Annotated in this window: 26 protein-coding genes and 2 pseudogenes; 11 read left to right on the forward strand and 17 right to left on the reverse strand. The window is 62.8% G+C overall.

Annotation, left to right across the window (positions count from 1 at the left end):
• Positions 1–135 precede the first annotated feature (135 nt).
• The gene (locus tag HB778_RS04855) at positions 136–897 is read left to right on the forward strand and encodes an FRG domain-containing protein (RefSeq protein WP_210308063.1); all 762 of its coding nucleotides are present in this window, start codon (positions 136–138) and stop codon (positions 895–897) included.
• Between the two features lie 78 nt (positions 898–975).
• Here the strand turns inward: HB778_RS04855 and HB778_RS42745 are convergent, their stop codons facing one another.
• Positions 976–1104, reverse strand: coding sequence for a hypothetical protein (locus tag HB778_RS42745; RefSeq protein ID WP_280515952.1), 129 nt, complete (start codon positions 1102–1104; stop codon positions 976–978).
• Positions 1105–1400: 296 nt separating this feature from the next.
• Between HB778_RS42745 and HB778_RS04860 the strand changes: the two genes are divergently transcribed.
• Together HB778_RS04860 and HB778_RS04865 are read left to right on the forward strand one after the other, a co-directional pair.
• Positions 1401–1631 (forward strand): hypothetical protein, encoded by a 231-nt coding sequence (locus tag HB778_RS04860; protein WP_095200414.1) that lies wholly within the window; start codon positions 1401–1403, stop codon positions 1629–1631.
• 66 nt (positions 1632–1697) lie between these two features.
• A pseudogene (locus HB778_RS04865) lies at positions 1698–1991 on the forward strand (TetR/AcrR family transcriptional regulator); the annotation flags it as partial.
• Positions 1992–2019: 28 nt separating this feature from the next.
• Here the strand turns inward: HB778_RS04865 and HB778_RS04870 are convergent.
• From HB778_RS04870 to HB778_RS04880, 3 genes are all read right to left on the reverse strand, one after another.
• A complete protein-coding gene (locus HB778_RS04870) occupies positions 2020–3036 on the reverse strand; it encodes an enoyl-CoA hydratase/isomerase family protein (protein ID WP_183461933.1) in 1017 nt (338 codons plus the stop codon).
• A 478-nt stretch (positions 3037–3514) separates the two neighbouring features.
• Positions 3515–4516 carry an NADP-dependent oxidoreductase gene (locus HB778_RS04875; RefSeq protein ID WP_183461935.1) on the reverse strand — a complete coding sequence of 334 codons (1002 nt, stop codon included), beginning with the start codon at positions 4514–4516 and terminating at the stop codon, positions 3515–3517.
• A gap of 103 nt (positions 4517–4619) precedes the next feature.
• Positions 4620–5435 carry an oxidoreductase gene (locus HB778_RS04880; RefSeq protein WP_183461937.1) on the reverse strand — a complete coding sequence of 272 codons (816 nt, stop codon included), beginning with the start codon at positions 5433–5435 and terminating at the stop codon, positions 4620–4622.
• A 104-nt stretch (positions 5436–5539) separates the two neighbouring features.
• Here HB778_RS04880 and HB778_RS04885 point away from each other — a divergent pair, with 104 nt between their 5' ends.
• Together HB778_RS04885 and HB778_RS04890 are read left to right on the forward strand one after the other, a co-directional pair.
• Positions 5540–6106, forward strand: coding sequence for a TetR/AcrR family transcriptional regulator (locus HB778_RS04885; protein ID WP_183461939.1), 567 nt, complete (start codon positions 5540–5542; stop codon positions 6104–6106).
• A 181-nt stretch (positions 6107–6287) separates the two neighbouring features.
• Positions 6288–6868: pseudogene (locus HB778_RS04890) on the forward strand (cation transporter).
• 57 nt (positions 6869–6925) lie between these two features.
• Here HB778_RS04890 and HB778_RS04895 read toward each other — a convergent pair.
• Entirely contained in the window at positions 6926–7369 is a 444-nt protein-coding gene (locus HB778_RS04895) for a MerR family transcriptional regulator (protein ID WP_183461941.1), read from the reverse strand.
• A 126-nt stretch (positions 7370–7495) separates the two neighbouring features.
• On the opposite strand from HB778_RS04895, the gene HB778_RS04900 reads away from it, so the two are divergent.
• Complete coding sequence (locus HB778_RS04900; protein WP_183461943.1) at positions 7496–8008, forward strand: hypothetical protein; 513 nt, start codon at positions 7496–7498, stop codon at positions 8006–8008.
• A 110-nt stretch (positions 8009–8118) separates the two neighbouring features.
• On the opposite strand, the gene HB778_RS04905 is transcribed toward HB778_RS04900, so the two are convergent.
• Positions 8119–9057, reverse strand: coding sequence for a sigma-70 family RNA polymerase sigma factor (locus tag HB778_RS04905; protein ID WP_183461945.1), 939 nt, complete (start codon positions 9055–9057; stop codon positions 8119–8121).
• Positions 9054–9812, reverse strand: a complete 759-nt coding sequence (locus HB778_RS04910; protein ID WP_183461947.1) for an SDR family NAD(P)-dependent oxidoreductase — start codon at positions 9810–9812, stop codon at positions 9054–9056. The genes HB778_RS04905 and HB778_RS04910 overlap by 4 nt, the downstream gene beginning before the upstream one ends.
• 262 nt (positions 9813–10074) lie before the next feature.
• Here HB778_RS04910 and HB778_RS04915 point away from each other — a divergent pair, with 262 nt between their 5' ends.
• Genes HB778_RS04915 through HB778_RS04930 form a run of 4 tightly spaced genes read left to right on the forward strand, consistent with a single transcriptional unit; the run spans position 10075 to position 12062 of the window.
• On the forward strand, positions 10075–10551 hold the full coding sequence (locus tag HB778_RS04915; protein ID WP_183461949.1) for a hypothetical protein: 477 nt from the start codon (positions 10075–10077) through the stop codon (positions 10549–10551).
• Positions 10548–10883, forward strand: coding sequence for a hypothetical protein (locus HB778_RS04920; protein ID WP_183461951.1), 336 nt, complete (start codon positions 10548–10550; stop codon positions 10881–10883). The genes HB778_RS04915 and HB778_RS04920 overlap by 4 nt, the downstream gene beginning before the upstream one ends.
• Positions 10846–11235, forward strand: coding sequence for a hypothetical protein (locus HB778_RS04925; protein WP_183461953.1), 390 nt, complete (start codon positions 10846–10848; stop codon positions 11233–11235). Before HB778_RS04920 ends, HB778_RS04925 begins: the two co-directional genes overlap by 38 nt.
• Positions 11236–11294: 59 nt before the next feature.
• Positions 11295–12062: a hypothetical protein gene (locus HB778_RS04930; protein ID WP_183461955.1), complete on the forward strand. Its 768-nt coding sequence runs from the start codon at positions 11295–11297 to the stop codon at positions 12060–12062.
• A gap of 155 nt (positions 12063–12217) precedes the next feature.
• Here HB778_RS04930 and HB778_RS04935 read toward each other — a convergent pair whose 3' ends face one another.
• The 10 genes from HB778_RS04935 to HB778_RS04980 all read right to left on the reverse strand — a co-directional run bounded on the left by HB778_RS04935 (position 12218) and on the right by HB778_RS04980 (position 20860).
• Positions 12218–13219, reverse strand: a complete 1002-nt coding sequence (locus HB778_RS04935; RefSeq protein ID WP_183461957.1) for a branched-chain amino acid ABC transporter permease — start codon at positions 13217–13219, stop codon at positions 12218–12220.
• Between the two features lie 5 nt (positions 13220–13224).
• The gene (locus tag HB778_RS04940) at positions 13225–14121 is read right to left on the reverse strand and encodes a branched-chain amino acid ABC transporter permease (protein ID WP_183461959.1); all 897 of its coding nucleotides are present in this window, start codon (positions 14119–14121) and stop codon (positions 13225–13227) included.
• Positions 14118–14825 (reverse strand): ABC transporter ATP-binding protein, encoded by a 708-nt coding sequence (locus HB778_RS04945; RefSeq protein ID WP_432421235.1) that lies wholly within the window; start codon positions 14823–14825, stop codon positions 14118–14120. The genes HB778_RS04940 and HB778_RS04945 overlap by 4 nt, the downstream gene beginning before the upstream one ends.
• Position 14826: 1 nt before the next feature.
• Positions 14827–15564, reverse strand: coding sequence for an ABC transporter ATP-binding protein (locus tag HB778_RS04950; RefSeq protein WP_183461961.1), 738 nt, complete (start codon positions 15562–15564; stop codon positions 14827–14829).
• Positions 15565–15861: 297 nt separating this feature from the next.
• The gene (locus HB778_RS04955) at positions 15862–17067 is read right to left on the reverse strand and encodes an amino acid ABC transporter substrate-binding protein (RefSeq protein WP_183461963.1); all 1206 of its coding nucleotides are present in this window, start codon (positions 17065–17067) and stop codon (positions 15862–15864) included.
• A 55-nt stretch (positions 17068–17122) separates the two neighbouring features.
• The gene (locus tag HB778_RS04960; protein WP_183461965.1) at positions 17123–17512 is read right to left on the reverse strand and encodes a nuclear transport factor 2 family protein; all 390 of its coding nucleotides are present in this window, start codon (positions 17510–17512) and stop codon (positions 17123–17125) included.
• 17 nt (positions 17513–17529) lie between these two features.
• Positions 17530–18324, reverse strand: coding sequence for a MoaF C-terminal domain-containing protein (locus tag HB778_RS04965; protein ID WP_183461973.1), 795 nt, complete (start codon positions 18322–18324; stop codon positions 17530–17532).
• 33 nt (positions 18325–18357) lie between these two features.
• A complete protein-coding gene (locus HB778_RS04970; RefSeq protein ID WP_183461975.1) occupies positions 18358–19146 on the reverse strand; it encodes an SDR family NAD(P)-dependent oxidoreductase in 789 nt (262 codons plus the stop codon).
• A 191-nt stretch (positions 19147–19337) separates the two neighbouring features.
• The gene (locus tag HB778_RS04975; RefSeq protein WP_244661963.1) at positions 19338–19919 is read right to left on the reverse strand and encodes a YceI family protein; all 582 of its coding nucleotides are present in this window, start codon (positions 19917–19919) and stop codon (positions 19338–19340) included.
• Between the two features lie 41 nt (positions 19920–19960).
• On the reverse strand, positions 19961–20860 hold the full coding sequence (locus tag HB778_RS04980) for a hypothetical protein (RefSeq protein WP_183461979.1): 900 nt from the start codon (positions 20858–20860) through the stop codon (positions 19961–19963).
• Between the two features lie 210 nt (positions 20861–21070).
• Between HB778_RS04980 and HB778_RS04985 the strand changes: the two genes are divergently transcribed.
• Positions 21071–22573: an aldehyde dehydrogenase family protein gene (locus tag HB778_RS04985; protein WP_210308065.1), complete on the forward strand. Its 1503-nt coding sequence runs from the start codon at positions 21071–21073 to the stop codon at positions 22571–22573.
• Positions 22574–22577: the final 4 nt, after the last annotated feature.

The raw sequence follows: 22577 nt of genomic DNA on the forward strand, positions 1-22577 counted from the left end.
CTCTTGTATCTGTAGGCACTCGTTCGCTCAGCGGCAGGGACGCGTCCCAAACAACTCTGTTGTGGAGGTTTGGAAAAAAGAGATACAACCAGATGCGAGCGACCCGCTCGCCAAGCTGACCTAGGAGCAAAACGCATGGGCATCTTCCAGGGAGAGCGCGAAATCTCAAAGAATGTTGTTCAAGTTGGCTGTGAGTCTTGGGGAGAATTCAGGGGTAAAGTGATCACCGACTTCTTCTCCGACGGGTTGTTTCGGAAAGGGGACTATCTGTTTCGTGGCCAAGGAACGGACGGCTGGAAGCTAAGCACATCTTTTGATCGCTGGTATGGCGGCGACAGGGGACAAAAAGACGCTGTGGCGGACCTGCTGCTTCAGGAGTTTGCCGCCGAATGCGAACTTGAGGACATGCCGGATTCATTGCGGAATGACAAGATGGCGATGCTCGGACTCGGTCAGCACCATGGCCTTCCGACAAGACTGTTAGATTGGAGCGAAAGCCCGTTCGTTGCCGCTTTCTTCGCTTTTAGTGGTCACGTTCGCCAAGGGATCAATCTTGAAAAATACGTAGCCGTTTGGGTACTGGATGCGAAAAACGCTGCATGGACAGAGTCAGCAGGCTGTCCGATTGTGAAAGTTCCAGCAGTTTGGAACCCTAGAATAAAAAATCAATTTGGCAAATTTACCTATCTAAAAAATCCAGCTAATTCTTTGGAGGAGTATGTCGCGCAATTTGGACAGGATGAAGTACGACTTACCAAGTACACTATACCCGCAAATGATTTCCGAATCGCAATGTCGGAGCTTGACGCTATGGGATTATCTCATGCCCGTATTTATCCGGGTCTCGAGGGTTTCGCGAGAGCGGCAGAGGTCCGCGTCACGCTAGGTCGTATTTGAACTTCAATCTGGGTTCGCTCTTGCACCCAAAAACTCCGCATGAACCCTTCGGCAGAAACAGCATAGCCAGTACAATCGTCAGCCCCCGAAATCACTGGTGGGATAATCCGGCACGACGATCCGCGCCAGATCGAACACCGCGTACATCACGAAGGCACCCGGGATTGGCCCAAGCAGCGTGCCGGTGCCACCGACCACGGTCATCATCACCAGGCGAGCGTGCTACGTGAACTACCGACTGTATTTGGGCCAAAAGTGACATTCGTTTCCTACACGACGAATGGCCGCTTCGCGCCCATATCGGCCTTTGCAGTCCTCTTCGCCGCATCACCCAAATCTCGGGGTGGTCCCATATACGAATCAACGGTTTGCCTTTTCCGCAACCCGCACACGGATTGCCGCACCAAAACCCATGCGCTGCGCGCTGACCGCCCCATCGGTATCGCGGAGCCGCGAATCTGTGCTAAGCCGCCGCCCGATCAACCAACCCAAGGACGACAGCTGTGAGCGAACTGACCGTGGCCGAGGCGACCGAAAATATCTATGCCTCGCTCCGCGCGGACAATGCCGAGATCGACGCGCATATCGCGGCGCTTAAGGCAGCGCTGGCACGAGAGGGGCTGAAACAGGCAGTGTTCGATCCGACCAAGTTGGCGCAGAGCAACCGCTCGGGCCGCAAGTTGATGCAGGCCTATTTTCGCCAGCGCGGCGTGAGCGTGAGCTTTTCGGAGTAGGTGTCGATGCCGCTGGCTGGTGCTGCCAGGCAGAGCCAAGAACGGGCATCGAGCGAGATCGTCTCGCATCCGAGGACAGCCTGCCCGACAGCGGGTCTTGCCGGGGACGTTCGACATCAGACCCCGACCGCACGGGCCGCAATGACTGAAGGCATCCGATCGCAGATCGACCGCATCAGCGCGGCGGTCCTTGAGCTGGATGCGACGGACAGTCGCCGGGCAGCGATCGGCTGGTGGGCGGCGATGGTTGGGGCAGTCATCCTCGCCCGGGCGATCGACGATCCCGCGCTCTCGGATGAAGTGCTGGAGCAAACGCGTGCGTGGATCAACGCAGGGCTTGATCAACGATCAGCCAGTTAGCCATGATTGGCCCGATCTATTCGTTTGATTAGTCGCCCAGCCGCCCCTTGCTCAAGGCCCGCGCATATGTCTCCCTGTTCATGAGAGGCAGCTCGCCGGTCGCTTTGGTCGCGGCAATGTAGTTGAGCATCAGCTGCTGGGCTTCCTTGGACTGATCCCTCACAAGAAACTCAGCATGCTCGAGCTGCAAGCCCTCTTCGAGCGGGAGCGAGCTACCAAAGTATATGGATCGCTTAATGGCCCCGAGAGATTTCTTGGGTCGGCGACTCAGATATTCTGCACGTTCTATTGCGCGTTCAAGCACCTTGTCCTGAGGAACGACCTCGTCGACTGCGCCGAGCGCGAGGGCTTCTGCTGGCGTGAACGGCTTGCCTTCGAGAATGGCGGCTAACGATCGCTGGGCGCCAATTAGGCGAGGTAGTCGCTGGGATCCGCCACCGCCAGGTGTAAGCGCGAGGAGGACTTCGGAAAGGCCGATGACAAAGTCTCCGTCCGCCATGATGCGAAAATCACACGCCCAGGCGAACTCCGCGCCAACGGCAAGCGCTGAGCCGTTCAGCGCCGCAATGAAGATCGTCCTGCTAGCGTTCATCTTCAGGAAGGTCGCGTGGAAGCTGTCGAGCTGCAAAAGTGTCTTGAGTCGCGTCATTCCCGCGAGCGTTCTGACAATCGGCACTTTATTGATGAGTCTAGCCATGCGTGTGACGATTCCAGCGAGGCGTGTATTGATAGGCGGGAACCCGACACCACCCTGTTGGAGCCACGTAACATCGGAGTGGCTCAAGAACCGATCGGGGTGCGTGCCGGTGAAGACGACTGCATGAATGTTCGGGTCGCGGTCTGCGCGATCAACTAGCTCTTTTAGTTGCTTGGTAAGCGCAGCATCAAACAGTGCATGCGGGCCTCCATTGATGCGCGCGACAAGGACTGTGCCACGTTCTTCGACATCGATGTGACCATGGGTCCCTGTCTCGGTCTTACTGGATTTCGAGGCCGTCGCTGTCTCCAAAACGCTGGAGCTTTCGCCAGCGACCCGTTGTTGCATGACAATGACTTATATACATTATGATCATAATGCAATGGTGGAAATTGCGAGAGTAGACATGCGCTACGAAAAGGGCTGGAAGGCCGCATCCAACGCCGGATCGTGGAGATTGCAGCACAGAAGTTCCGCGCCACCGGTATCGCGGCCACGGGACTAGCCGGCATCATGAGCGACGCCGACCTGACCACCAACGGGGCTTTCTATCCACACTTCAAGTCAAAACGGCGCTGGTCGGCGAGAGCGTCGCCACGGTAATGGGAATCCAATCCATCCAGTTGGACGAGGCGCTGTAGGCCGGCGGGATTGAAGCGGTCATCACCGGGTATCTTTCACCCGGACATCGCGACCATCCCGGCTGGCAATTTCGGCGATGATCTCGTCGACTGTATAAGCAGCATTGATAGTGGCCGCCATGCTGTTGAACATGATTGCGGAAACGATCTGCGCCGAGCGAGGCCGTCTGGAAACGAGGGAATTGTTATCTCATCGTAATGACAACCTTGCCCTTGGCGCGTCCTGTTTCGACGTAGGCCAGCGCCTCATTGGACGCCTCAAACGGAAACACCCGATCGACCACCGGGCGGATCGTTCCGGATTCGATGAGCGAGGTGATCTTGCCCAGCTGGTCACCTTGCGCCCCCATGAAAAGGAACGAAAAGCTCACGCCATGGCGCCTGGCCTTGGCCCGGATGCCGCGACTTAGAAGGCGCAGCACCAGCCTCAGCACCAGATTCAGTCCCTTTTCCCGGGCGAATTCGGGATCCGGCGGACCGGAGATGGAGATGAGCTTGCCGCCCGGTTTCAGCACAGTGAGCGATTTTTCAAGCGTTTTGGCGTCCTGGCTGTTCAGGACGACGTCGTAGCCCGACAGGATTTTTTCGAAATCGTCTTTCCGGTAATCGACGACGACATCGGCGCCGAGCCCCTTGACCAGACCCGCACTCGCCGCGCTCGCCGTCGTTGCCACGATCGCGCCGAGGTGCTTTGCCAGCTGGATGGCGAATGTGCCGACGCCGCCGGAGCCGGCCTGGATGAAGACCTTCTGGCCTTTCCTCAAGCCCGCCCTTTCGACGAGCACCTGCCAGGCGGTCAGGCCGACCAGCGGAATAGAGGCCGCCTCTTCCATACTGAGATTTTTGGGCTTCAACGCCACGTCGGCTTCATCCATGGCGATGAACTCCGCGAACGCCCCGATCCGGCCGTCGCGCGGCCGCGCATAGACATCGTCGCCGGGTTTGAACTTGCGGACCTTCGAGCCCACGCGAATGACCTTCCCGGCCACGTCGTGGCCCAGGATGAACGGCCGGCGATAGGGCAGGATGAGCTTGAACTCTCCGGTCTTGACCTTGGAATCGAGCAGGTTCACCCCAGCGGCATGGACCTCGACCAGGACATCGCTGTCCCCGACTTCCGGTCCCGGCATCTCGGCCAGCCGCAGAACGCCCTTCTTGCTGTATTTATCGACAACGAATGCCTTCATGGCAGTGACTTTCTAAAAGTGATTTGGCGTGTCGCCCATGCGTGAAATCGTCTGCCTTCAGACCGGCAGACGGAACTGCTTGCGCAAGCCCATCCAGCCTGCTTCAGGCCGGCAGCTCGTTGATCTTCCGCAGGCTCTTGTCGACCACGGATTCGGGAAGGAAACGGCGCAGGAACCGAACCTGGCCCGCCTGTTTTCCAGCGGTGTAGCGCCTGCGCGGCATTGCATCCGTCGCGGCTTTCACCACCGCTCTTGCGACAATGTCGGGGGCATCGCCGCGTTCTATCCACTTTCGCATCAACGCTTCCATGCGAGGGCGCACCGTATCATAGACCGGAAGCAACCGATCAGGTCTCGTAACATTTTCTTCGAACGACGTTCGGGTAACGCCGGGCTCGACCAGCACCACCCGAATTCCGAACGTGCGTAGCTCGTGGTCGAGCGACTCGGAATAGCCTTCGATGGCATGCTTCGTCGATGCGTACAGCGCGTTAAAGGGAGATGGGATCAGACCCAGAATTGAACTCATGTTGATGATCCTACCCTTTCCTTGACGTCGCATGGTCGGCAACACCGCGTTCGTCACCCGCAGGACGCCGAAGACGTTCACGTCGAACAGCGCATGAGCTTGAGCGCTTGAGGACTCCTCCGCACCTCCGAGCAAACCGATGCCGGCATTGTTGACGAGCAGGTCAATGCGTTTGGCCTTGGCCAGCACCTCGTCGACCAGTTTTGACACGGAGGCTTCGTCCGTCACATCGCAAGCCAGCATGGTCACCCCATCAGGGCCGTTGCTGGCCGCACGGCGACTGGTCCCGAAGACAGTAAAGCCTGCTCGCGCCAAAGCCTCGGCGCTGGCACGGCCGATGCCCGAGGAGGCTCCGGTCACAATGGCGGTCTTGCCGGAATTCATAGTCATGTCATGCTCCAAAGCCACGAGGGCTAGCTTTTTCTCATTGATTGAATTAAGATCATAATATCAAATTACGACCATAATGCAATAGCAGAAAGGCAAGAGCAGCCATGCGCTACGAAAAGGGCCGCAAGGACGCGTCACGCGGCAGGATCATCGAAGTCGCCGCCGACCGTTTCCGGGGTGATGGCATCGCCGCGTCCGGACTGGCGACCATCATGAGCGACGCCGGACTGACCAACGGCGCCTTCTACCCGCATTTCCAATCCAAGGCGGAGCTCGTGCGTGAAAGCGTGGCGGCGGCCATGGAGCTTCAGGCCCAGCAATTGGCGCAGGCACTGGCCTCGGGTGGCCCGGAGGTGGCCATAGAGGCGTATCTGTCGGCCGAGCATCGAGACAATCCGGGGCAAGGCTGCGCGTCCGCCGCGCTGTTGCCGGAGCTGGCGCGTCAGCCACCGGAAACGCGCGCGGTCTATACCGACCGCTTGCTGGCTCTCGCGCACCAACTGGCCGCCGCAATTCCACAGGCCAAGGATCCGGAAGGCACGGCGCTGGCTGTCTTTGCGACGCTCATCGGTACGCTGCAACTGGCCCGCGCCGTCGAAGGGACGGAGTTATCGGATCGCATCCTCACAGCGGGCAAAGATGCGGCGCGGACGCTGATGCAATCGCGCTAGGACGACGCGCCAACCTTCAGGCGTCCGCACCTTGCTCTCAAAACTGCGCATCAGCCCTTGGGCAAAAACAGTACCGCCAAGATGATGGTCCGGCTGGAGATGACCGGGTGGCACCACGATCAGGGCGCCGCAGGTCGCGAAGCTGGTGGCCCAATACACCGGTCTCGGTTACTTTCAGAAGATGAACCTCCCACTTCGTCGCATCGTCCTCATCGTCGCGCTCCTCAACCTCGCCTATTTCGGGGTCGAGTTCGCTGTGGCGCTCACCATCGGATCAGTGTCTCTGTTCGCCGACAGTGTCGACTTTCTGGAAGACGCTTCGGTAAATCTCCTTGTCCTGCTGGCACTCGGCTGGTCGTTGCGCTCTCGCGCACGTGTGGGGATGGCACTGGCGCTCATCCTGCTCGTGCCGGGTCTGGCTACGCTTTTGACGGCGTGGGAGAAGTTCAACGTGCCAGTGCCGCCGCAGCCGATCGCCTTGACCTTGGCGGGACTTGGCGCTCTCGCCGTCAACCTCTCCTGCGCCTATATGCTCGCCGCCTACCGTCTTCATGGCGGCAGCCTCACAAAGGCGGCATTCCTGTCGGCCCGCAATGACGCCATCGCCAACATCGCCATCATAGCGGCCGGGTTGGTCACGGCTTTCGTCTGGCGCTCCGCGTGGCCAGATTTGGTGGTGGGTTTAGGAATCGCGGTTATGAACGCCGACGCGGCACGCGAAGTTTGGGGGCTGCCCGTGAGGAACACCGAGCGGTCGCCTGAGCCAGAGCTGTGGGCTACCGGATAGTAGCTCCTGCTAATTGAGGCGTTTCCTCGCAGTTATCCGCAGCAGCTGCCCTTGGCCGATGCAGCCATGTCCTTGAAAATCACGCAGTCCTGGCCGGGACCGCCGGCACAGGCGATGTTGCAGCGGGTCACAAAGCTTTCCAGCCGACGTTCGAGCAAGCGCAGTTCGGCGAGTTTCTGGCGGACCTCGTCAAGATGCACCTGGGCAATGTCGCGCGTCTCGACGCAATCGCGGCTGGTGCTGATGGATAGCTCCATCAGCACGCGCACCTGACCAATGCCGAAGCCAAAGTCCCGGCACTGCTTGATAAACGTCAACCGACCCAAATCGTCGTCGTCATAAATGCGTTGCCCTCCGGTCGTGCGAGGCGCGGGAGGCAGCAAACCGATCTCCTCGTAGTAGCGGATGGTCGGCGTCGTGACGCCGGCAGCCTTGGCGAGCGCTCCGATGGTGAGCACGCGGGCGTGAAGGTTCATCGCAATATACTCCTTGAACCTCAAGTTACTTGAAGGAGTACGCTATATTCGCACTGATCCAAAAGGAAGATTTCGTTGATGGGCTCTTTCGGAAATCGCGTCGCCCTCGTCCGTTGGACGTCGGCAATGCTGGCGATCTCGGCGCTCCTCTTCGCTGCCGCCGTCTTGATGGAAGGGAGCGGGCATCGGGAGCCCGCAAGCATAGCTGCGCAAAACGAAGCGGCCGGGGCTCAAGAACAGGGCGGCCATGATGAAGCGGCCGAGAGCTCTACTGCGAAACAAGGTGGCGAGAGCGCCGAAGTCGGCGAAACGGGCAGTCACCCCGAGCAAACGATCCTTGGCATCAACCTCGAAACCCCTTGGCTGACATGGGGGTTCGTCGGCATTTCGATCGTGCTCGCGGCCGCCGTTCTGAGGCTTGGCAAAGCGACCCTCTTGCTGGCCATTCTGCTGGCGGGTGCCGCGGCAATTCTCGATGGCCGCGAGGTCTTCCTGCAACTCGCTCGGGCCAACGCAGGCGTGGCGAGCCTGGCAGCGCTGACCGCCCTCGCTCACGCTGCGGTGGTCATCCTGGCCGTATTGGCCTGGCAGGCCGCTTCCACCCAAGCTGGCCCGGCAACAGGGAGAAATACGCGATGAGCAGCAGCAAGCCGATCGTTGCCCCTAGAACTCAGGCGGTCGGCGCTCTCCGCATCAGCCCTTTCGGCAAACAACTTGGTCCGGCACGCGATGCGCGCCAGATCCGCCATTCATCGGTATCCAGTGCCGCGACCGAAAGATCCGGCGTCCTTTGCCAGCACCAGTTCCGCATCGTCGGTGACATAGCGGACATAGCGATAGTCGCGGATGAAACTGATCCGCCCTTCCCGCCACTCCAGCCACATAAAATAGTCGGGCGTTGGGTTGGCCGGGTCTTCGAACACCGCGATCACCTCCCGGTCCTCAAGCCAGGCCGGCGTGAGCCATAGGCGATCGCTTCTTGCGTAAATTGTGAAGAACATGCCGACATCCGCCGCCCCTGAGCGCGGCGGGTGCAGGGACTGATGGAGTTTCACGTCGTCGGCAAGCAGCGCGCGCAAGCCGTCCCAGTCGCGCTGGTTGAACAGGGTGACATAGCGGACCACAGCGGCGGACGCGATGCGTGCATCGGGGAGCGCGGCAGCATCGGCATTGATCTCCCGAAGCCGGGCGCGACCGCGCGCCAGATGCCCCTTCACGGCATCGACCGTGATATCCAGCAGACCAGCGATCTCGGCCAGCGGCTCGTCGAGCACATCCTTCAGGATGATGACGCTGCGCTGGAGGATCGGAAGGTCCGCAAAGCGCGACACCGCGGTCTCTACGGCTTCCCTGCGCATCAGCGTCTCCATCGGGTCGGCCTTGGCGTCGTCGACAATTTCAAGGGCCGCCTCGATCGGCTCCGCGACGCGGATTGCGCGGCTGCGTAAGAGGTCCAGCGCACGGTTGTGGGCGATCCGGAACAGCCATGGTCGCAACTGCGGCACCTCGCACAGCTCGTCCAGGGCAACGAAGGCGCGGGCAAAAGTGTCCTGCACGACGTCTTCGCCGTCGATGACCGATCCCATCAGACGCGAGCAATAGCGGTGCAGCTCCGGCCGCAGTGCCGCGGCAAGGGCAAGCAGCCCCTCCCGTCGGTCGCGGTCCACTTCAGGCTTTCCGTCGCTCAAGCCGCCGTGTCCTCCATGATCGTTACGCCCGCGTCCCCATTGAGGCCGAAGACGACGCCTTCCGCATATTGCGGGTCCTCCAGCACGGAAATGACCCTGTCGCCGAATGCCCGGGGCGGCATCGGCGCGCCGAAGCGGGTCACGAATTGTTCCGGCGTGATGCCCAGCGAGCCGGCATAGGCCTCGGCCGCAACATCCCCGATTCCCGTGCCGAGGATAATCTGCCTTGGTACGATCGCCTGGAAGCGGATGCCGAGCTTCTTCTCCCGCGCCACGCCATTGGCATATTTGGCCATGAACCAGAGCATGCGCTTGGAGCCGCCATAACCGCCCGACATCTGCGACCCGCCAACGGCAGCTCCGCTCGATCCCACCAACACGCGGCTGCCTGGCTTGAGCGGCAGGTTCAGCGCCGCCTGCAGCCAGTAGAGGCCGGCTTTCACGTCAGTTTCCCAGGCAATGGAGAAATCCTCCCATTTCAGCTGATCCAATCGCCCCATGCGCTGCGTGGCACCAGCGTTCAGCACCACTATATCAGGGCGAACCTCGCCAAGGATGCGATAGGCCGCGTCCTCGTCCGTGACGTCGGCGGAGATCGTGGCGACCCCGAGCCGCGCACCGACCGCCTCCAGCGCCTCGGCGCCACGGGCGACCACGGTCACCTCAGCGCCATGTTCGACCAGTGCCTCGACCAATCCGAGGCCAAGGCCCCGGCTGCCGCCGGTAACCACGATTTTCTTGTCCTTAAGGCTCATCGACCCTGCTCCGTTGCTTCACTGTAGCTAAGACGTTTGGGGGAGGGAAAAGAGTCAGCACTGCAGTGAGATCCGGAGGTGGCGGCGGTCCGCGGCTTGCTGGCAGCGCTGGTGATAAGGCGGGGGGGAGAGGTTCGCGGCGAATAATACGCGCGGCCTCGAGGAGCGCATCGTCGCCTCTATCGCTTCCAGTCCGGCGCGCAGCAGCCCTGTCGGCCGATTGAATATGGCCCAAGGGTGACCTTCGTCTATTGCACGGCGAATGGCTGCTTCGCGCCGCCGGCGCATCCGCTCGGCTGGAGCGTGCCGCGCCACGTGCTACAATGTGATGGGTTGGGGATCCGCCATGGCACGCGTACGTCGCAAGCCGGAGGCTGCTCAAGCGAGACCGCGTGGCCTGGCTCGTAATCTGATTGCCTTTTTCGAAAAGTATCCTTTTGCGACCGCGATCGCCACGATCTCCGCCATCATCGTCGGCATTGTCGGCCTCCTGGATCTCCACGATCGCTTCGCTCCGGCTCCGCGGATCGAAGATGGACTGCATGTGAAGCTGGATGAGGAGGAGCTTGCGCCGCTGTCGGGGGGCACCATGATCAAGGTCGCCGGAGCCAGAGTCTTTTCGGAGGGCGTGAAGCTTCGCGCCCAGCTCTCGCTCAAGACTCCTGCCCCCGGATTGCCATCAACGCCATCGCCATCGCGCCGATCGACGCTGTGCCGCCCGAGGTTGTTGCGGCCGTGAAAGCAAACGCCGCCCCGCCCAATCGCAAGCCGGAAACCTGGGCAGGGGCGCGGCCGGTAAATACCTATCTCGGCGTCATAAAAGGCGGCGGGACCACGGTCGTCTACAATGACGCGAATGGGCAGTTCTTACCCTGTCGGCCGGAGAACCTCCTCGATTGCAAAGACCGGGCGCAAGTCATCGAGCTCAACCCGACCGATGCCACCTATACCCTGGACCTGCGGCTGCGCTATCTCGACGCCACGGTCAAGGGTCTCCAGATCATCGCCAGATACACTATCGATGGGGTTGATCATGAATCGCGTTCTGAGCCTCTGTATCTGCACAACTAGCCTGCTGGCGGGCGCGACATTGCCGGCCGTTGCCGGCATTGCCGATTGTCCGGTGGTTCGAAGCGAACAGCCGCTGCAGAACCTTGAGCATCTGTTCGACCTCAGGGCAGCATCGCCCTACGGCAGCCCCAACGAGGCGCCGTACCTCAACAACGAGGCGATGGAGGAGGACGGACCGGCCGACCAGAACCTCTTGAACATCTGGACGCAGCAGAACCCGGACACGCCTCTGCCCGTGGTGCGTTTTGGGGCCGCGGGAGCGCGACCGAAGTCGAGCTGCCGAGCGGCGACCTCGTGCTGCCAATCGATCGCTGGCCATGCATTCTTGCGCCGGGCGACGAAGCGATGCTGAGCGACGGCTTTACCGACCACTCAACCATGATCTTCCGGATCGAGGCCGACAAGAGGCTGGTGACCTTCATCGATCCGCGGGCCGAGGAGAACTTTCTTCTCTCCGCGAATAGCCTGCTGCAGGACTTTGGCGGCCGCTGGTTCACGGAAGGCGGCCGCAAGCTGTTCTCGGTCCCCTTCGACACCATGGACTCGGTTCTGAAGGAAGCGGTTCTCTTCCAGTCGATGGACGGAAAGACGATGATCGAAACCGCCGCAGCTCTGGCGCCGGGCGTCGCCAGGCCGGATCTCTACTATTGGCGCGACGCCGATTTCTTCGCCACGATGGACGCCTCGCAGGCGACAGGGGATATCGGATACCTCCTCGATCCACAAGCAAGCCCGCTGGTCGCCGCCCTGGGCAACTACGTCATGGCCCTTTCCGGGCTCACCAACCACCAGAACCAGGGGCTGATGGAGGGCTTCGATGAGGCGATCCAGGCCTTTCCGCACATCCTCTCGCGCAACCTCAACTTCCGTATCCTCTACGAACTGTACAGGGCAGGCGAGTACTCCCGCGCCGCCAGTTTCGCGGATTACTATCTCAAGGTGCGCGGCTTCAATGCGGACTTTGCGGTGATCGGCGCCGCCGCCTGCCATGAGATGGGCGATAGCGCCTGCGCGGAAGACCTGCGGGCCCAGGCCCGGGCCGAACTCGATCCGCGCCTGGGACGGATGTTTCGGGGCGAGACTTTTGCCGAAGACCGCGCCATGCTCGACCGGCGCGACTACGAGAACGCCAGCATCTACCTGATGCGCCGTCGCTATGAAATGCTCGAGAGCTGGTGACTTTGGGATGCTGCCCGTTCCCCCTGCGTGACATATCTTGTCGTCATTCTGGACAATTCCATCGCCTAGCGGTGCGAGCGGTTCCCGGTCCATGTGCTTGGAAAATTGAGGTTGCCAGCTTGAGACAGTCAGCCGACGGAGTTTGACTCAATCGCTCAAACCACCCGCACCCTCCCTGCAAAACTGCGCATCAGTCCCTTCGGCAAAAACAGCATCGCCAGGATAATCGTCAGCCCCGAAATCACCGGGTGGTAATCCGGCACCACGATGCGGGCCAGGTCGAACACCGCGTACATGACGAAAGCGCCGAGGATCGGCCCAAGCAGCGTGCCGGTGCCGCCGACCACGGTCATCATCAGCGGCAACAGCATCCAGTCGAGGTCGAAGACCGAATCCGGCCCGACATGGAAGATGTAGTAGGTGTAGAGGCTGCCGGCGACTCCGGCGATGAAGGCGCTGCCGGCGAAGGCGGCGACCTTGACCTTGAGCACGTCGATGCCGTTGGCCGACGCCGCCATCTCGTCGTCGCGCACGGCAATCAGCGCCAGCCCGTAGCGCGAGCGCATCAGGAGGCGGATGGCGAGTGCCGTGCCCACCATCAGGCCGAGCCCGACCAGATAGTGCGGCAACAGCGTGTCGAAGGTGCCGGCGGGCGCGATGACCCCGAAGGCGCCGCCGGTGAAGTCGCCGCCATTGATGAACATCACCTTGACGATCTCGCCGAAGCCGAGCGTGCCGAGCGCGAAATAGTCGCCGCGCAGTTTGGACAGCAGCGGCAGGCCGATGATGATGGCGGCGACGGCTGCGACCAGCCCGCCCAGCACCATCGTCACCGGATCGAAATAATAGATGCGCGGCCAGGCGTCATAGAGCGAGCCCCAGAGGTAATTGCCGCTCCACAGGATCGCGGTGGTGTAGGCGCCGAGCCCGAAGAAGGCGTGGTTGCCCAGGCTGATCTGGCCACCGAAGCCGGCGACGAGGTTCCAGCCTTGCGCCATGATGGCGTAGATGAAGACGAAGAACAGGAAGGAGAAGGCGTAACTATCGATCGCGCCGGGCAGCAGCGGCAGCAGGGCGAGCCCCGCGACGACGGCGACGGCTATCCCTATCCAGGCTTGTTTCGGCCATGCCCGTTCCAAGAAGACTTGCTTCAACATGGCGCTCAAGCCTTCTTGTAGGGCCGGCTGAACAGGCCTTCCGGCTTGAACATCAGCACCGCCAGGAACACGCCGTAGGCGATGGCATTGGTCCAGCCGCCGCTGATGAAATACTGCACATAGGCCTCGATGAGACCGAGGATGATGCCGCCGGCCAGCGCCCCGGCGACATTGCCGATGCCGCCCAGCGCCAGCGCCACCAGCGCCTTGAGGCTGAAGATGAAACCGGCGAACGGGTTGAACGGGAATGTGGTCGCCACCGCTACGCCGGCCGCGCCGGCCAGCGCGATGCCGATGGCAAAGGCGATGGCGTTGACGCGGTGCGGGCTGATGCCCATCAGCGTCGCCGCTTCCATGTCCTCGGAGGCTGCGCGCACCGCCTTGCCGACAATCGTCTTGCGCAGGAACAGCACCACCAGCCCGGTGCCGGCGAGCGCGATCAGGAAACCCATCGAGCGCGTGAAGGAGGTGCGCACGCCCAATATCTCGATGCCGCTCGCCGTGTAGGAGGTGACCACCGCGGCCGTGTTGCCACCCCAGACTACCGTCATCAGATTCTGGATCAGGAACATCAGGCCGACGGCGATGAGCAGCGAGATGTTGCGGTCCTCCTCGGCCGCCGCCCGGCGAAACAGGCCCTGATAGACCAGCCAGCCGACGCCGAGCCCGACCGGCACGACGATCAGCAGCGACAGGAACGGGTCGATGCCCAGACTGTAGAACAGCGCCCGCACGAAATAGGCGGCGAGGATGATCATCGCGCCCTGCGCCAGGAAGATCAGCCGCATGGTGCCGAAGATGAGGCTCAAGCCCACGGCGGCGACGCCGTACATGGCGCCGCCCAGCGCGCCGTTGAGCGACAGCTGCAGCAGGATGTCGGGAGGCGGAATGTTCTGCATCATTGCACCTCCAACACGCCCATATAGGCCTTCTGGATTTCAGGATCGGCGATCAGCTCGGCGCCCGTGCCTTGCATGGCGAGCTCGCCGGTCTTCAGCACGAAGCCGTAATCGGCCACTTTCAGCGCCTGATGGATGTTCTGCTCGACCAGCAGGATCGTGACGCCCTGTTTGTGCAGCGTCTCGATCAGCGCGAACATCTGCTGCACCACGATCGGGCTCAGACCCAGCGACGGCTCGTCGAGGATGAGCAGCGAGGGGTCCGACATGGTGGCGCGCGCGATCGCCAGCATCTGCTGCTCGCCGCCGGAGAGCGAGCCGGCCTTCTGCCCTGCCCGCTCCTTCAGCCGCGGAAACAGCGTGTAGGCCCTTTCGAGCGACTGCCTGAAGTGCTTACGCACCTTGGGCTGGAAAGCGCCGAGCTCGAGGTTCTCCAGCACCGTCATCTGGCGGAACAGACCGCGCCCTTCCGGCACATGGGCGATGCCCATGCCGGCGATCTCCTCCGGCGCCTTGCCGGCCAGCGGCACGCCCGTGAGAAAGATCTCGCCGCGCTTCGGCTTCAGCAGGCCGGAAATGGTCTTCAACAGCGTCGTCTTGCCGGCGCCATTGGCGCCCACGATGGCCACGATCGTGCCGGGGTCGACATGGATCGACACGCCCCACAGCGCGCCGACATCGCCATAGGCGACTTCCAGGTTTTTCACGTCAAGCAGCCGGTTCGCCAAGATAGGCCTCGATCACTTTGCGGTTGGCGACGATTTCGCGCGGGCTGCCGTCGGCGATCTTCTCGCCATGGTCGAGCACGATCACCCGGCTGCACACTTTCATGATGGCGTCGACCTTGTGCTCCACCCACAGGATCGAGACGCCGCGCTCAGTGCGCACACGGCGGATGACATCGACCATGCGCTGGATCTCGGTCGGGTTCAGCCCTGCCATCGGCTCGTCGAGCAATAGCAGCGCCGGGCTGGAGGCCACCGCCCGGGCGATCTCCAGCAGGCGCCGGTCGGACAGCGTCATATGCGCGGTGCGAACATCGCGTTTTGCGGTCAGCCCGACAAGCTCCAGCGCTTCTTGCGCTGCCGCCGTCGCATGCTTGACGCGCCCGCCTGATCCATAGACCGCGCCGACCATGATGTTCTCGAACGCTGTCATGGTGAGGAATGTGCGCACCAGCTGGAAGGTCCGCGCGATGCCCAGCCGGCAGATGCGATGCGGTGCCGTGCCGGTGATGTCCTGGTCGCGGAAGCGGATGCGCCCTTGCGTCGGCGTGTAGAGCGCGGTGATCAGGTTGAACAGCGTCGACTTGCCGGCACCGTTAGGACCGATCAGCCCGATCAGCTCATTGGCGCTGACGGCGATGTCGATGTTGTTGAGCACGACAAGCCCGCCGAACCGCTTCTGGACCGCCTCGAGGCGAAGCAGGGTTTCGTCAGGCTGCATCGTGTTTCCGTTTCTCCGGTGGACGTTGTCTTGTACGGAATTTGTCGAAGTCAGCGCCGCCCCTCACCTGCCTGCCCGTCCTCCACAGCAGCTGCCGTTGCAGCTGCGGAGGGTGGACCGGCATCCTCTCCCCGTAAACGGGGCGAGGAATGCTATCTCTTTCTCCCCGTTCACGGGGAGTTGAGGAACGGTCCGCGCAGCGGACGAAAAGCCAATTGCTTGGCTTTTCGAGTGACGAACACCCGGCAGGGCAATGAGGGGCAGCGCCGACGGCCGGACGAGTGTGCCCGCCCTCGTTCAGCGCTTGTCCCAGGCTGGCGCCGGTTTGTAGGTCCAGTTGCCGTCCGGGAAGATCAGCTGGTGCTTGCCTTGCCACCATTGCGTGGCGACGCTGGGGATGAGCGCAAAGCCGGTCTGGTCGAATTTGAGGTCACCAACCACCGTGTCCTTGAACTCCTGGCCGAAGATCGCGTCGTGGATCGCGCCGGCATCGGTCGAGCCGGCCTTCTCGATCGCTTGCGCCAGCACCTGTGCGTTGGCGTAGAAGGCGCCGACGGTCACGGAGTCCTTCTTGAACTCGGCCTCGTAGCGGTCGCCGAGTTCCTTGGCGCCATGATAGGGATAGCTTGACGACCAGAAGCCGTCGGTCAGGATGTAATCGGAATCCGCCCCGAGCGCTTCGTGGAACTCGCCCGTCCAGGTGCCCTTCCAGCCGTGCAGGTAAGGCACAGAGAAGCCGAGCTCCTTCATCTGGCGCAGCAGCGTCACCGTGTCGGCCGGCGAGCCGAACACCAGCATGGCGTCGACGTCTGCGGCCTTGAGCTTGGTGATCAGCGCCGAATAATCGGTGGCGCCGATCGCCCAGGGATCGTCGACGGCGAAAGTGTAGCCATACTTCTTGGCCGCCGCCTCGAAGGCGCCGCCAAAGCCCTTGCCGTCGGGCGAATCCTCGGAGACCAGCGCCGGGTTCTTCGGCTTCTCATTGGCCGGCAGCTTGTCCCAGATCTCGAACGGCACCTCGGCGCCCGGCCCCGGATGGAAGAAGAACAGCGCCGAATATTTCAGCTTCAGCGGCTGCCATTCGAACGGGAAGGCCGTCGTGATCATGTAGAATTTCTTGTACTTCTCCGCGACGATGGCGCCGGCAATGTTCATCGGTCCCGAATGGGTCGACAGCAGCGCATCGACCTTCTGCACCTTGATCAGGTTTTCCAGCGCCGACGCCACCTTGCCTTCCGAGCTTTCGTCGTCGGCGACGACGAGGCGCACCGGCAGCTTCTTGCCGGCCGACTTGACCATGATGCCGCCGGCCTTGTTGATGTCGGCCACTGCCTGCTCATAGGCCCATTTCTGCTCCTTGCCGTCGCCGGCCAGCGGCCCGGTCAAGGAGATCGGCGCACCGATGACGATCTCGGTATCGCCGGCATTCGCCATACCGGTGCCGGCCGCGAACGCGGCCGACAGGACCAGGCCCGCCAGCATTACTTTCAGACTGCTTCCCATTTCATCCTCCCAGGTTTTGGATCGGACGGACACCGTCGGTGTCCGCAGGCATGCCTCAGACGGTCGCTGCCGCGACCAGCCTGGTGTCGGTGAACTGCTCGAAACTGAGCGCCTTGCCGTCCTCCATTTCCCAGACATGGACGACGCGCGCCGACATCGGCTTGCCGGTCTTTTTGTAGACACCCGAATAGGTGCCGATGCCGACGATGGTGGTGCCGCCATCGACCAGTTTTTCGAGCTTCAGCGCGTAGCCGTCCCACTCCTCGCCGATGCGCTTGAAGACGCCTTCAATGACGGCGTCCGGACCGACATAGGTGCCGGCATAGGGAAAGCCCGCCATCTCGGTCCAGGCGGTGCGGCTGGTGACCGGCGCCATCATCGCCGCCAAATCCTTGGCGTCGGAGCCGGCATAGTGCGCCTTGATCGCTTCGTAGTTTTTGTTCATGGCGTTCCCCCGCGCGGTCAGACCGGTGCCTTGCCTTTGTCGTAGGCGGTTCTGGATTTCTTCTCGATGTGGGCGCCGGCCGGCTTGTTCTCGATCTTGCCCTGGCTTGTCACGCCGAGGAATTTCCCCGTCGAGAGCATGACGTCCCAATTGTAGAAGAACAGCGAGGCGACCGGGATGATGAACTCGCGGAAGCCGAACACATACTGGTTCTCGGCGAACTTCCAGGTCGTCGCCAGGTCGACGTCGCCATGGCCGCGCTGGATGCCGACGAGGTTCTGCCAGGCATAGCGCTCGGAAGAGAGATAGATGTGCTCGTAGATGTGATTGGGGCTGTATGTGTAATGCGCGGTGAGCCCGATCAGGTCCCGTGTCGGCGCCGGCGCGATGCCGGTCGGCGCGACCGAGGGATCGCCGAGCACGCCGGCCGACCAAATCTGCGCCACGCGCGGCTCGCCCGGGGCCTCGCCGGCTTCACGCACCCGTTCACGCACCGACAGCACGCGGCGCGTGCTGGTGTTGACGATGAAGGCCTCGTCTTCCGTTGGCCGGGCCGAGAAGATCATGTTGATGAAGAACACGTTGGAGGCGACCTCCAGCGCCTCGTACCAGTCGGCGCCCGCCTCGCTGCCTTCGCTCCACGCCACCGTGTCGAGCGATGTGAAGGCAAGGTCGATGGTGCGGCCGGTGTCGAGCGTGATCCTGAAAGTCTGGCCGCGCAGCGCATCCGTCGTCGCCTGCCGGTTGGTGGCGATGCCGGCGGCGAAATCGTCGAAATGCTTCCAGTCCGCCGGTCTGTTCTGGTCGTTCATCGCACTCTCCACATCAATCGGCAAAGGCCCCAATCAATCCACAAAAGCGAGCGTGGGCAGGTCGACGACGGTGGCGCCGCCATCGACGGTCAGGATCGAACCGTTCATCATCGCCGCCTCGCCGGATGCAACGAAGCAGATGACGTTGGAAACCTCTTCCGGTGTCGCCGGTCGGCCGAGCGGCACGTCCTTCGTCACCAGGCGATAGGCTTCCTCGATCGAGCCAAGCCCGTGCTTCTCGACGATCACCTCCATCTGCTCGTCGGCCATGTCGGTCGACACCCAGCCCGGGCAGATGATGTTGGTGCGCACGCCCTTGCGGCCATAGTCGCGCGCCAGCGATTTGCCGAAGCCGATGCAAGCATGTTTCATGGTGACGTAGCCGGCCGCATCCGGCCCGGCGAACAGGCCGGCGATCGAGGCGACGACGACGATGTTGCCCTTGCGCGCAATCAGGTCAGGCAGGCATTCGCGGGCGCAGACGAAGGCGGTGTCGAGATTGCTGCGCGTCGCCAGGCTCCAGGTCTCATCGCTCATCGAAATGGTCGGGCCGACGCCATGACCGCCGGCATTGGCGACGAGGATGTCGACCGGTCCGATCTTTTCATGCACTTCGGCAAGGGCCGCGCGCACCGCCTGGGGATCGGCGGCATCGCCCTGCACCACCAGCCCACCAATATCCCTGGTCACGGCCTCAAGCGGCTCGCGCCGCCGGCCCATCAACACCACCTTGGCGCCGTCGGCGGCCATGCGCCTGGCGACCGCCGCACCGATGCCGGTGCCGCCGCCGGTGATGAAGGCCGTCTTTCCAAGAAATCGCATGGTTCCATCCCGATTGCTGAGTGCGCCGGCTATGCGCCGATCTTCGCTGGGGATAGTGCGGCATCCCCGATTTGGCGTCTTGTCCGAGCGGGAACTTTGTTTTGACTGAGCGCGCACTTCGCGCCTGTCTGGTGTGACGTGCCGCGCAACCTTTCGATCGCGCGGCGGCCACCGCGCTAACTGCCGGCGGCCTATTTCTTCACCGCTTCGAGATCGATGACGATGTCGACATCCGGGCCGAGGCCGAAGCCGGACGCGGCCTTGGCCATCGGGAAGTCCGCGGTGCTGACTTTGCCGGTGGCGGTGAACGCCGCCTTGGTCAGTGTCGCATCCCACGGCGCCGGCGCTTCGTTGACCAGCGTCACGTCGAGCGTGATCTCCTTGGACACGCCGCTGATGGTGAGGTTGCCGGTGACCTTGCCGGTCTTGTCGTCGACCTTCTCGACCTTGGTGCTTTCGAAGGAGATCGCCGGGAATTCGGCGGCGTTGAAGAAGTCGGGACCTTTGAGATCGCTATCGCGCTGGTCATAGGCGGTGTGCACCGAGCCGACATCGAGCTCGGCCTTGACGCTGCTCTTCGACGGGTCGGCCTTGTCCATCACGATGGCGCCCTTCACCGCATCGAACTGGCCATGCGCGGTGCCATAGATGCCGTGCTTGATGGTGAAGGTGACCCAGGCATGCTGGCCGTCGATCTCGTAATTCTCGGCATAAGCCGCCGATGCGAAGGCGCACATCGAGGCAAAGGCAAGCGCGGCCGTCAGTTTTCTCATCGTCACGTAACTCTCCCCATTGTTGGTTGTCATTCCCTGGCTCAGGAAAAGCCAAGCGCGGCTCCGTGCGGCGCAAACAGCAGCGCCGTCAGGATCGCCAATATCGCCGGTATGGCGATCAGCAGACCGGCAACCAGCGGCCGCAACGGCCGGGCACCGGAAACAAGGCCCCGCAGCGGACCGGGCACCAAGGCGGCCACGGCAAGCGGCAAGGGCGAAAGCATGAGCGCCACCGGGTTCGCCTTCGGCGCCAGCAGCGCCACCTGGATCAACACCGTGGCGGCGGCAAAGATGAGGATCAGCTCGGCGCCCTTGCTCCAGCCGGCGGCCGTGCCGCCGCGCAGCACCGCGATGTACTGGACGAGGCACCAGCCGCCCGCGAGCGCGGCCAGCGATCCCAGCAATTGCCCGGTGACGATCGAGGCGCCGAGCACCGAGATGATCGCGCCGGCCAGGCATATAGCGAGCATGGCTGCAGGCACCAGGAACGGCTCCTCTGCCAGAGGCGATGGCGAGGCTTTCAGGGACAGCAGCATCGCGGCGCCGACGATCGCCAGCAGGCCGGCGATGAGCGCGGCGATCATCTGCAGGTCCAGCGCACCGCCGGCGATACGGCGCCAGCCGAGCCACAGCAGCGCGGCCGCAAGCATGACGGCGACAAGGTTGCTGGCGACGGCGGCGCTGAGCAGGCGTTCGGGCAAGAGCCCGGCGACGATGCCGGCAAAGGCGAGATAGATCAGCTTCTGGCTGGCCGCGACCGGCGGCACCACGGGCGGGCCAAGCGTGTCCCAGTAGAAGAACAGCAACAGGGCGGCCGCCACCAGCGAAAGCACGTGCGAGAACGGCGGCAGGGCAAACCGCGCCAGCAGCGCCATGACCATGCCAAGCACAAGCGGCAGCGCCGCCGTGGTGACCATCGGATTGCCCAGCAATGCGCTCAATGGCCGACACCTCTTTGGACATCTGGGAGGCTCGCGCAAAACGCGCGGCTTGATGCGACCTTGATCTAGGTCAACCGATCGCCGGGCGTCTTGTCCGAGCGGGAACTTTGTTTTGACTGAGCGCGCACTCGCGCCGCCTTCGGCTTGAAGCTGGCCGATACGCTCCATAACCCTCGGCATGACTGTTCATCAGCAATCGAGGAGGATGGCGTGAACGAGAGAATTGTGCCGCCGATCAGCGCCGCAGCAGCCGCCTTCCTGGCGCGTTCGCACCGGCCTTACATCAATGGCCGTTTCGTCGACGGCCTTTCCGGCGAAGGCCTCGCTGTCGACGATTCCGCCTCCGGCGAGATCGTCGCCCGCGTCCCCGAAAGCGGCCCCGAACTGGTCGACCAGGCGGTGCGCGCGGCGCGTGCCGCGCTCGAAGGCCCATGGGCGTCGATGCGGCCGGTCGACCGCCAGAACCTGATGCTGAAACTCGCCGATGCCGTCGAGGCCGACGCCGATCTGCTCGCTGAAATCGAAAGCATCGAGAACGGCAAGTCGCTCGGCGTCGCCCGCATGCTGAGTGCCGGCGGCACCGTCGACTGGCTGCGCTATTATGCCGGCTGGGCGACCAAGATCGAGGGCTCGACTTTCCAGGTCTCCATTCCCGTGCCACCTGGCGCCAGGCACCAGGCGATGACGGTGATGGAGCCGGTCGGCGTCGTCGGCGCCATCGTGCCATGGAATTTCCCGCTGCTGATCGGCATGTGGAAGATCGCGCCGGCGCTGGCCTGCGGCTGCACGGTGGTGCTGAAGCCGCCGCAGGAAACGCCGCTTGGCCTGCTCAGGCTCGCCGACCTGATCGAGGCATCGGGCTTCCCGCCCGGCGTCGTCAACATCGTCACCGGCAGCGGATCCGTCACCGGCGAGGCGCTGATCCGCCATCCCGGCATCGACAAGCTGACCTTCACCGGCTCGACGGAGGTCGGCAAGCGCGTCGGCCACGCCGCGGTCGACCGTGTCGCCCGCTTCACGCTGGAGCTCGGCTCGAAATCGCCGATGATCCTGCTCGCCGACATGCAGGAAGGCATCGAGCCGCTTATTGCCGGGCTCGGCATGTTCTTCAACCAGGGCCAGGTCTGCACCTCGGCCTCGCGGCTGCTGATCGAGAAGTCGATCTACGACCGCACGCTTTCGCGGCTGGCCGAGATCGCCGACGGGATGACGCTGGGTGCCGGCCGCGACGCTGGGGCCCAGATCAACCCGCTTGTCTCGGCCAAGCACCGAAGAAGCGTCGAGGGCTTTGTCGAGCGCGGCCTGGCGGCGGGCGTCGAACGGGTCAGCGGCGCACGGCCGGTGCCCGGCAAGGGCCACTATGTGGCGCCGACCATCCTGCATAATGTCCGGCCCGACATGGAGATCGTGCGCGAGGAGGTGTTCGGGCCGGTGGTGGCGGCGATGCCGGTCGCCGATCTCGACGAGGCGATCCGCATCGCCAACGACACGCGCTATGGTCTCTCGGCCTCGATCTGGACCCGCGACATGGGCAAGGCGATGACCGCCATCCACGGCCTCAAAGCCGGCACGGTATGGGTCAATTCGCACAACACGCTCGACCCCAACGCGCCGTTCGGCGGCTTCAAACAGTCCGGCATCGGCCGCGAGCACGGACGTGCGGCGATTGAGGGCTATCTCGAAACCAAGACCGTCATCATGCGGTATGCCTGAACCA

The organism is Mesorhizobium huakuii (genome assembly GCF_014189455.1).
Classification (GTDB): Bacteria; Pseudomonadota; Alphaproteobacteria; order Rhizobiales; family Rhizobiaceae; genus Mesorhizobium; species Mesorhizobium huakuii_A.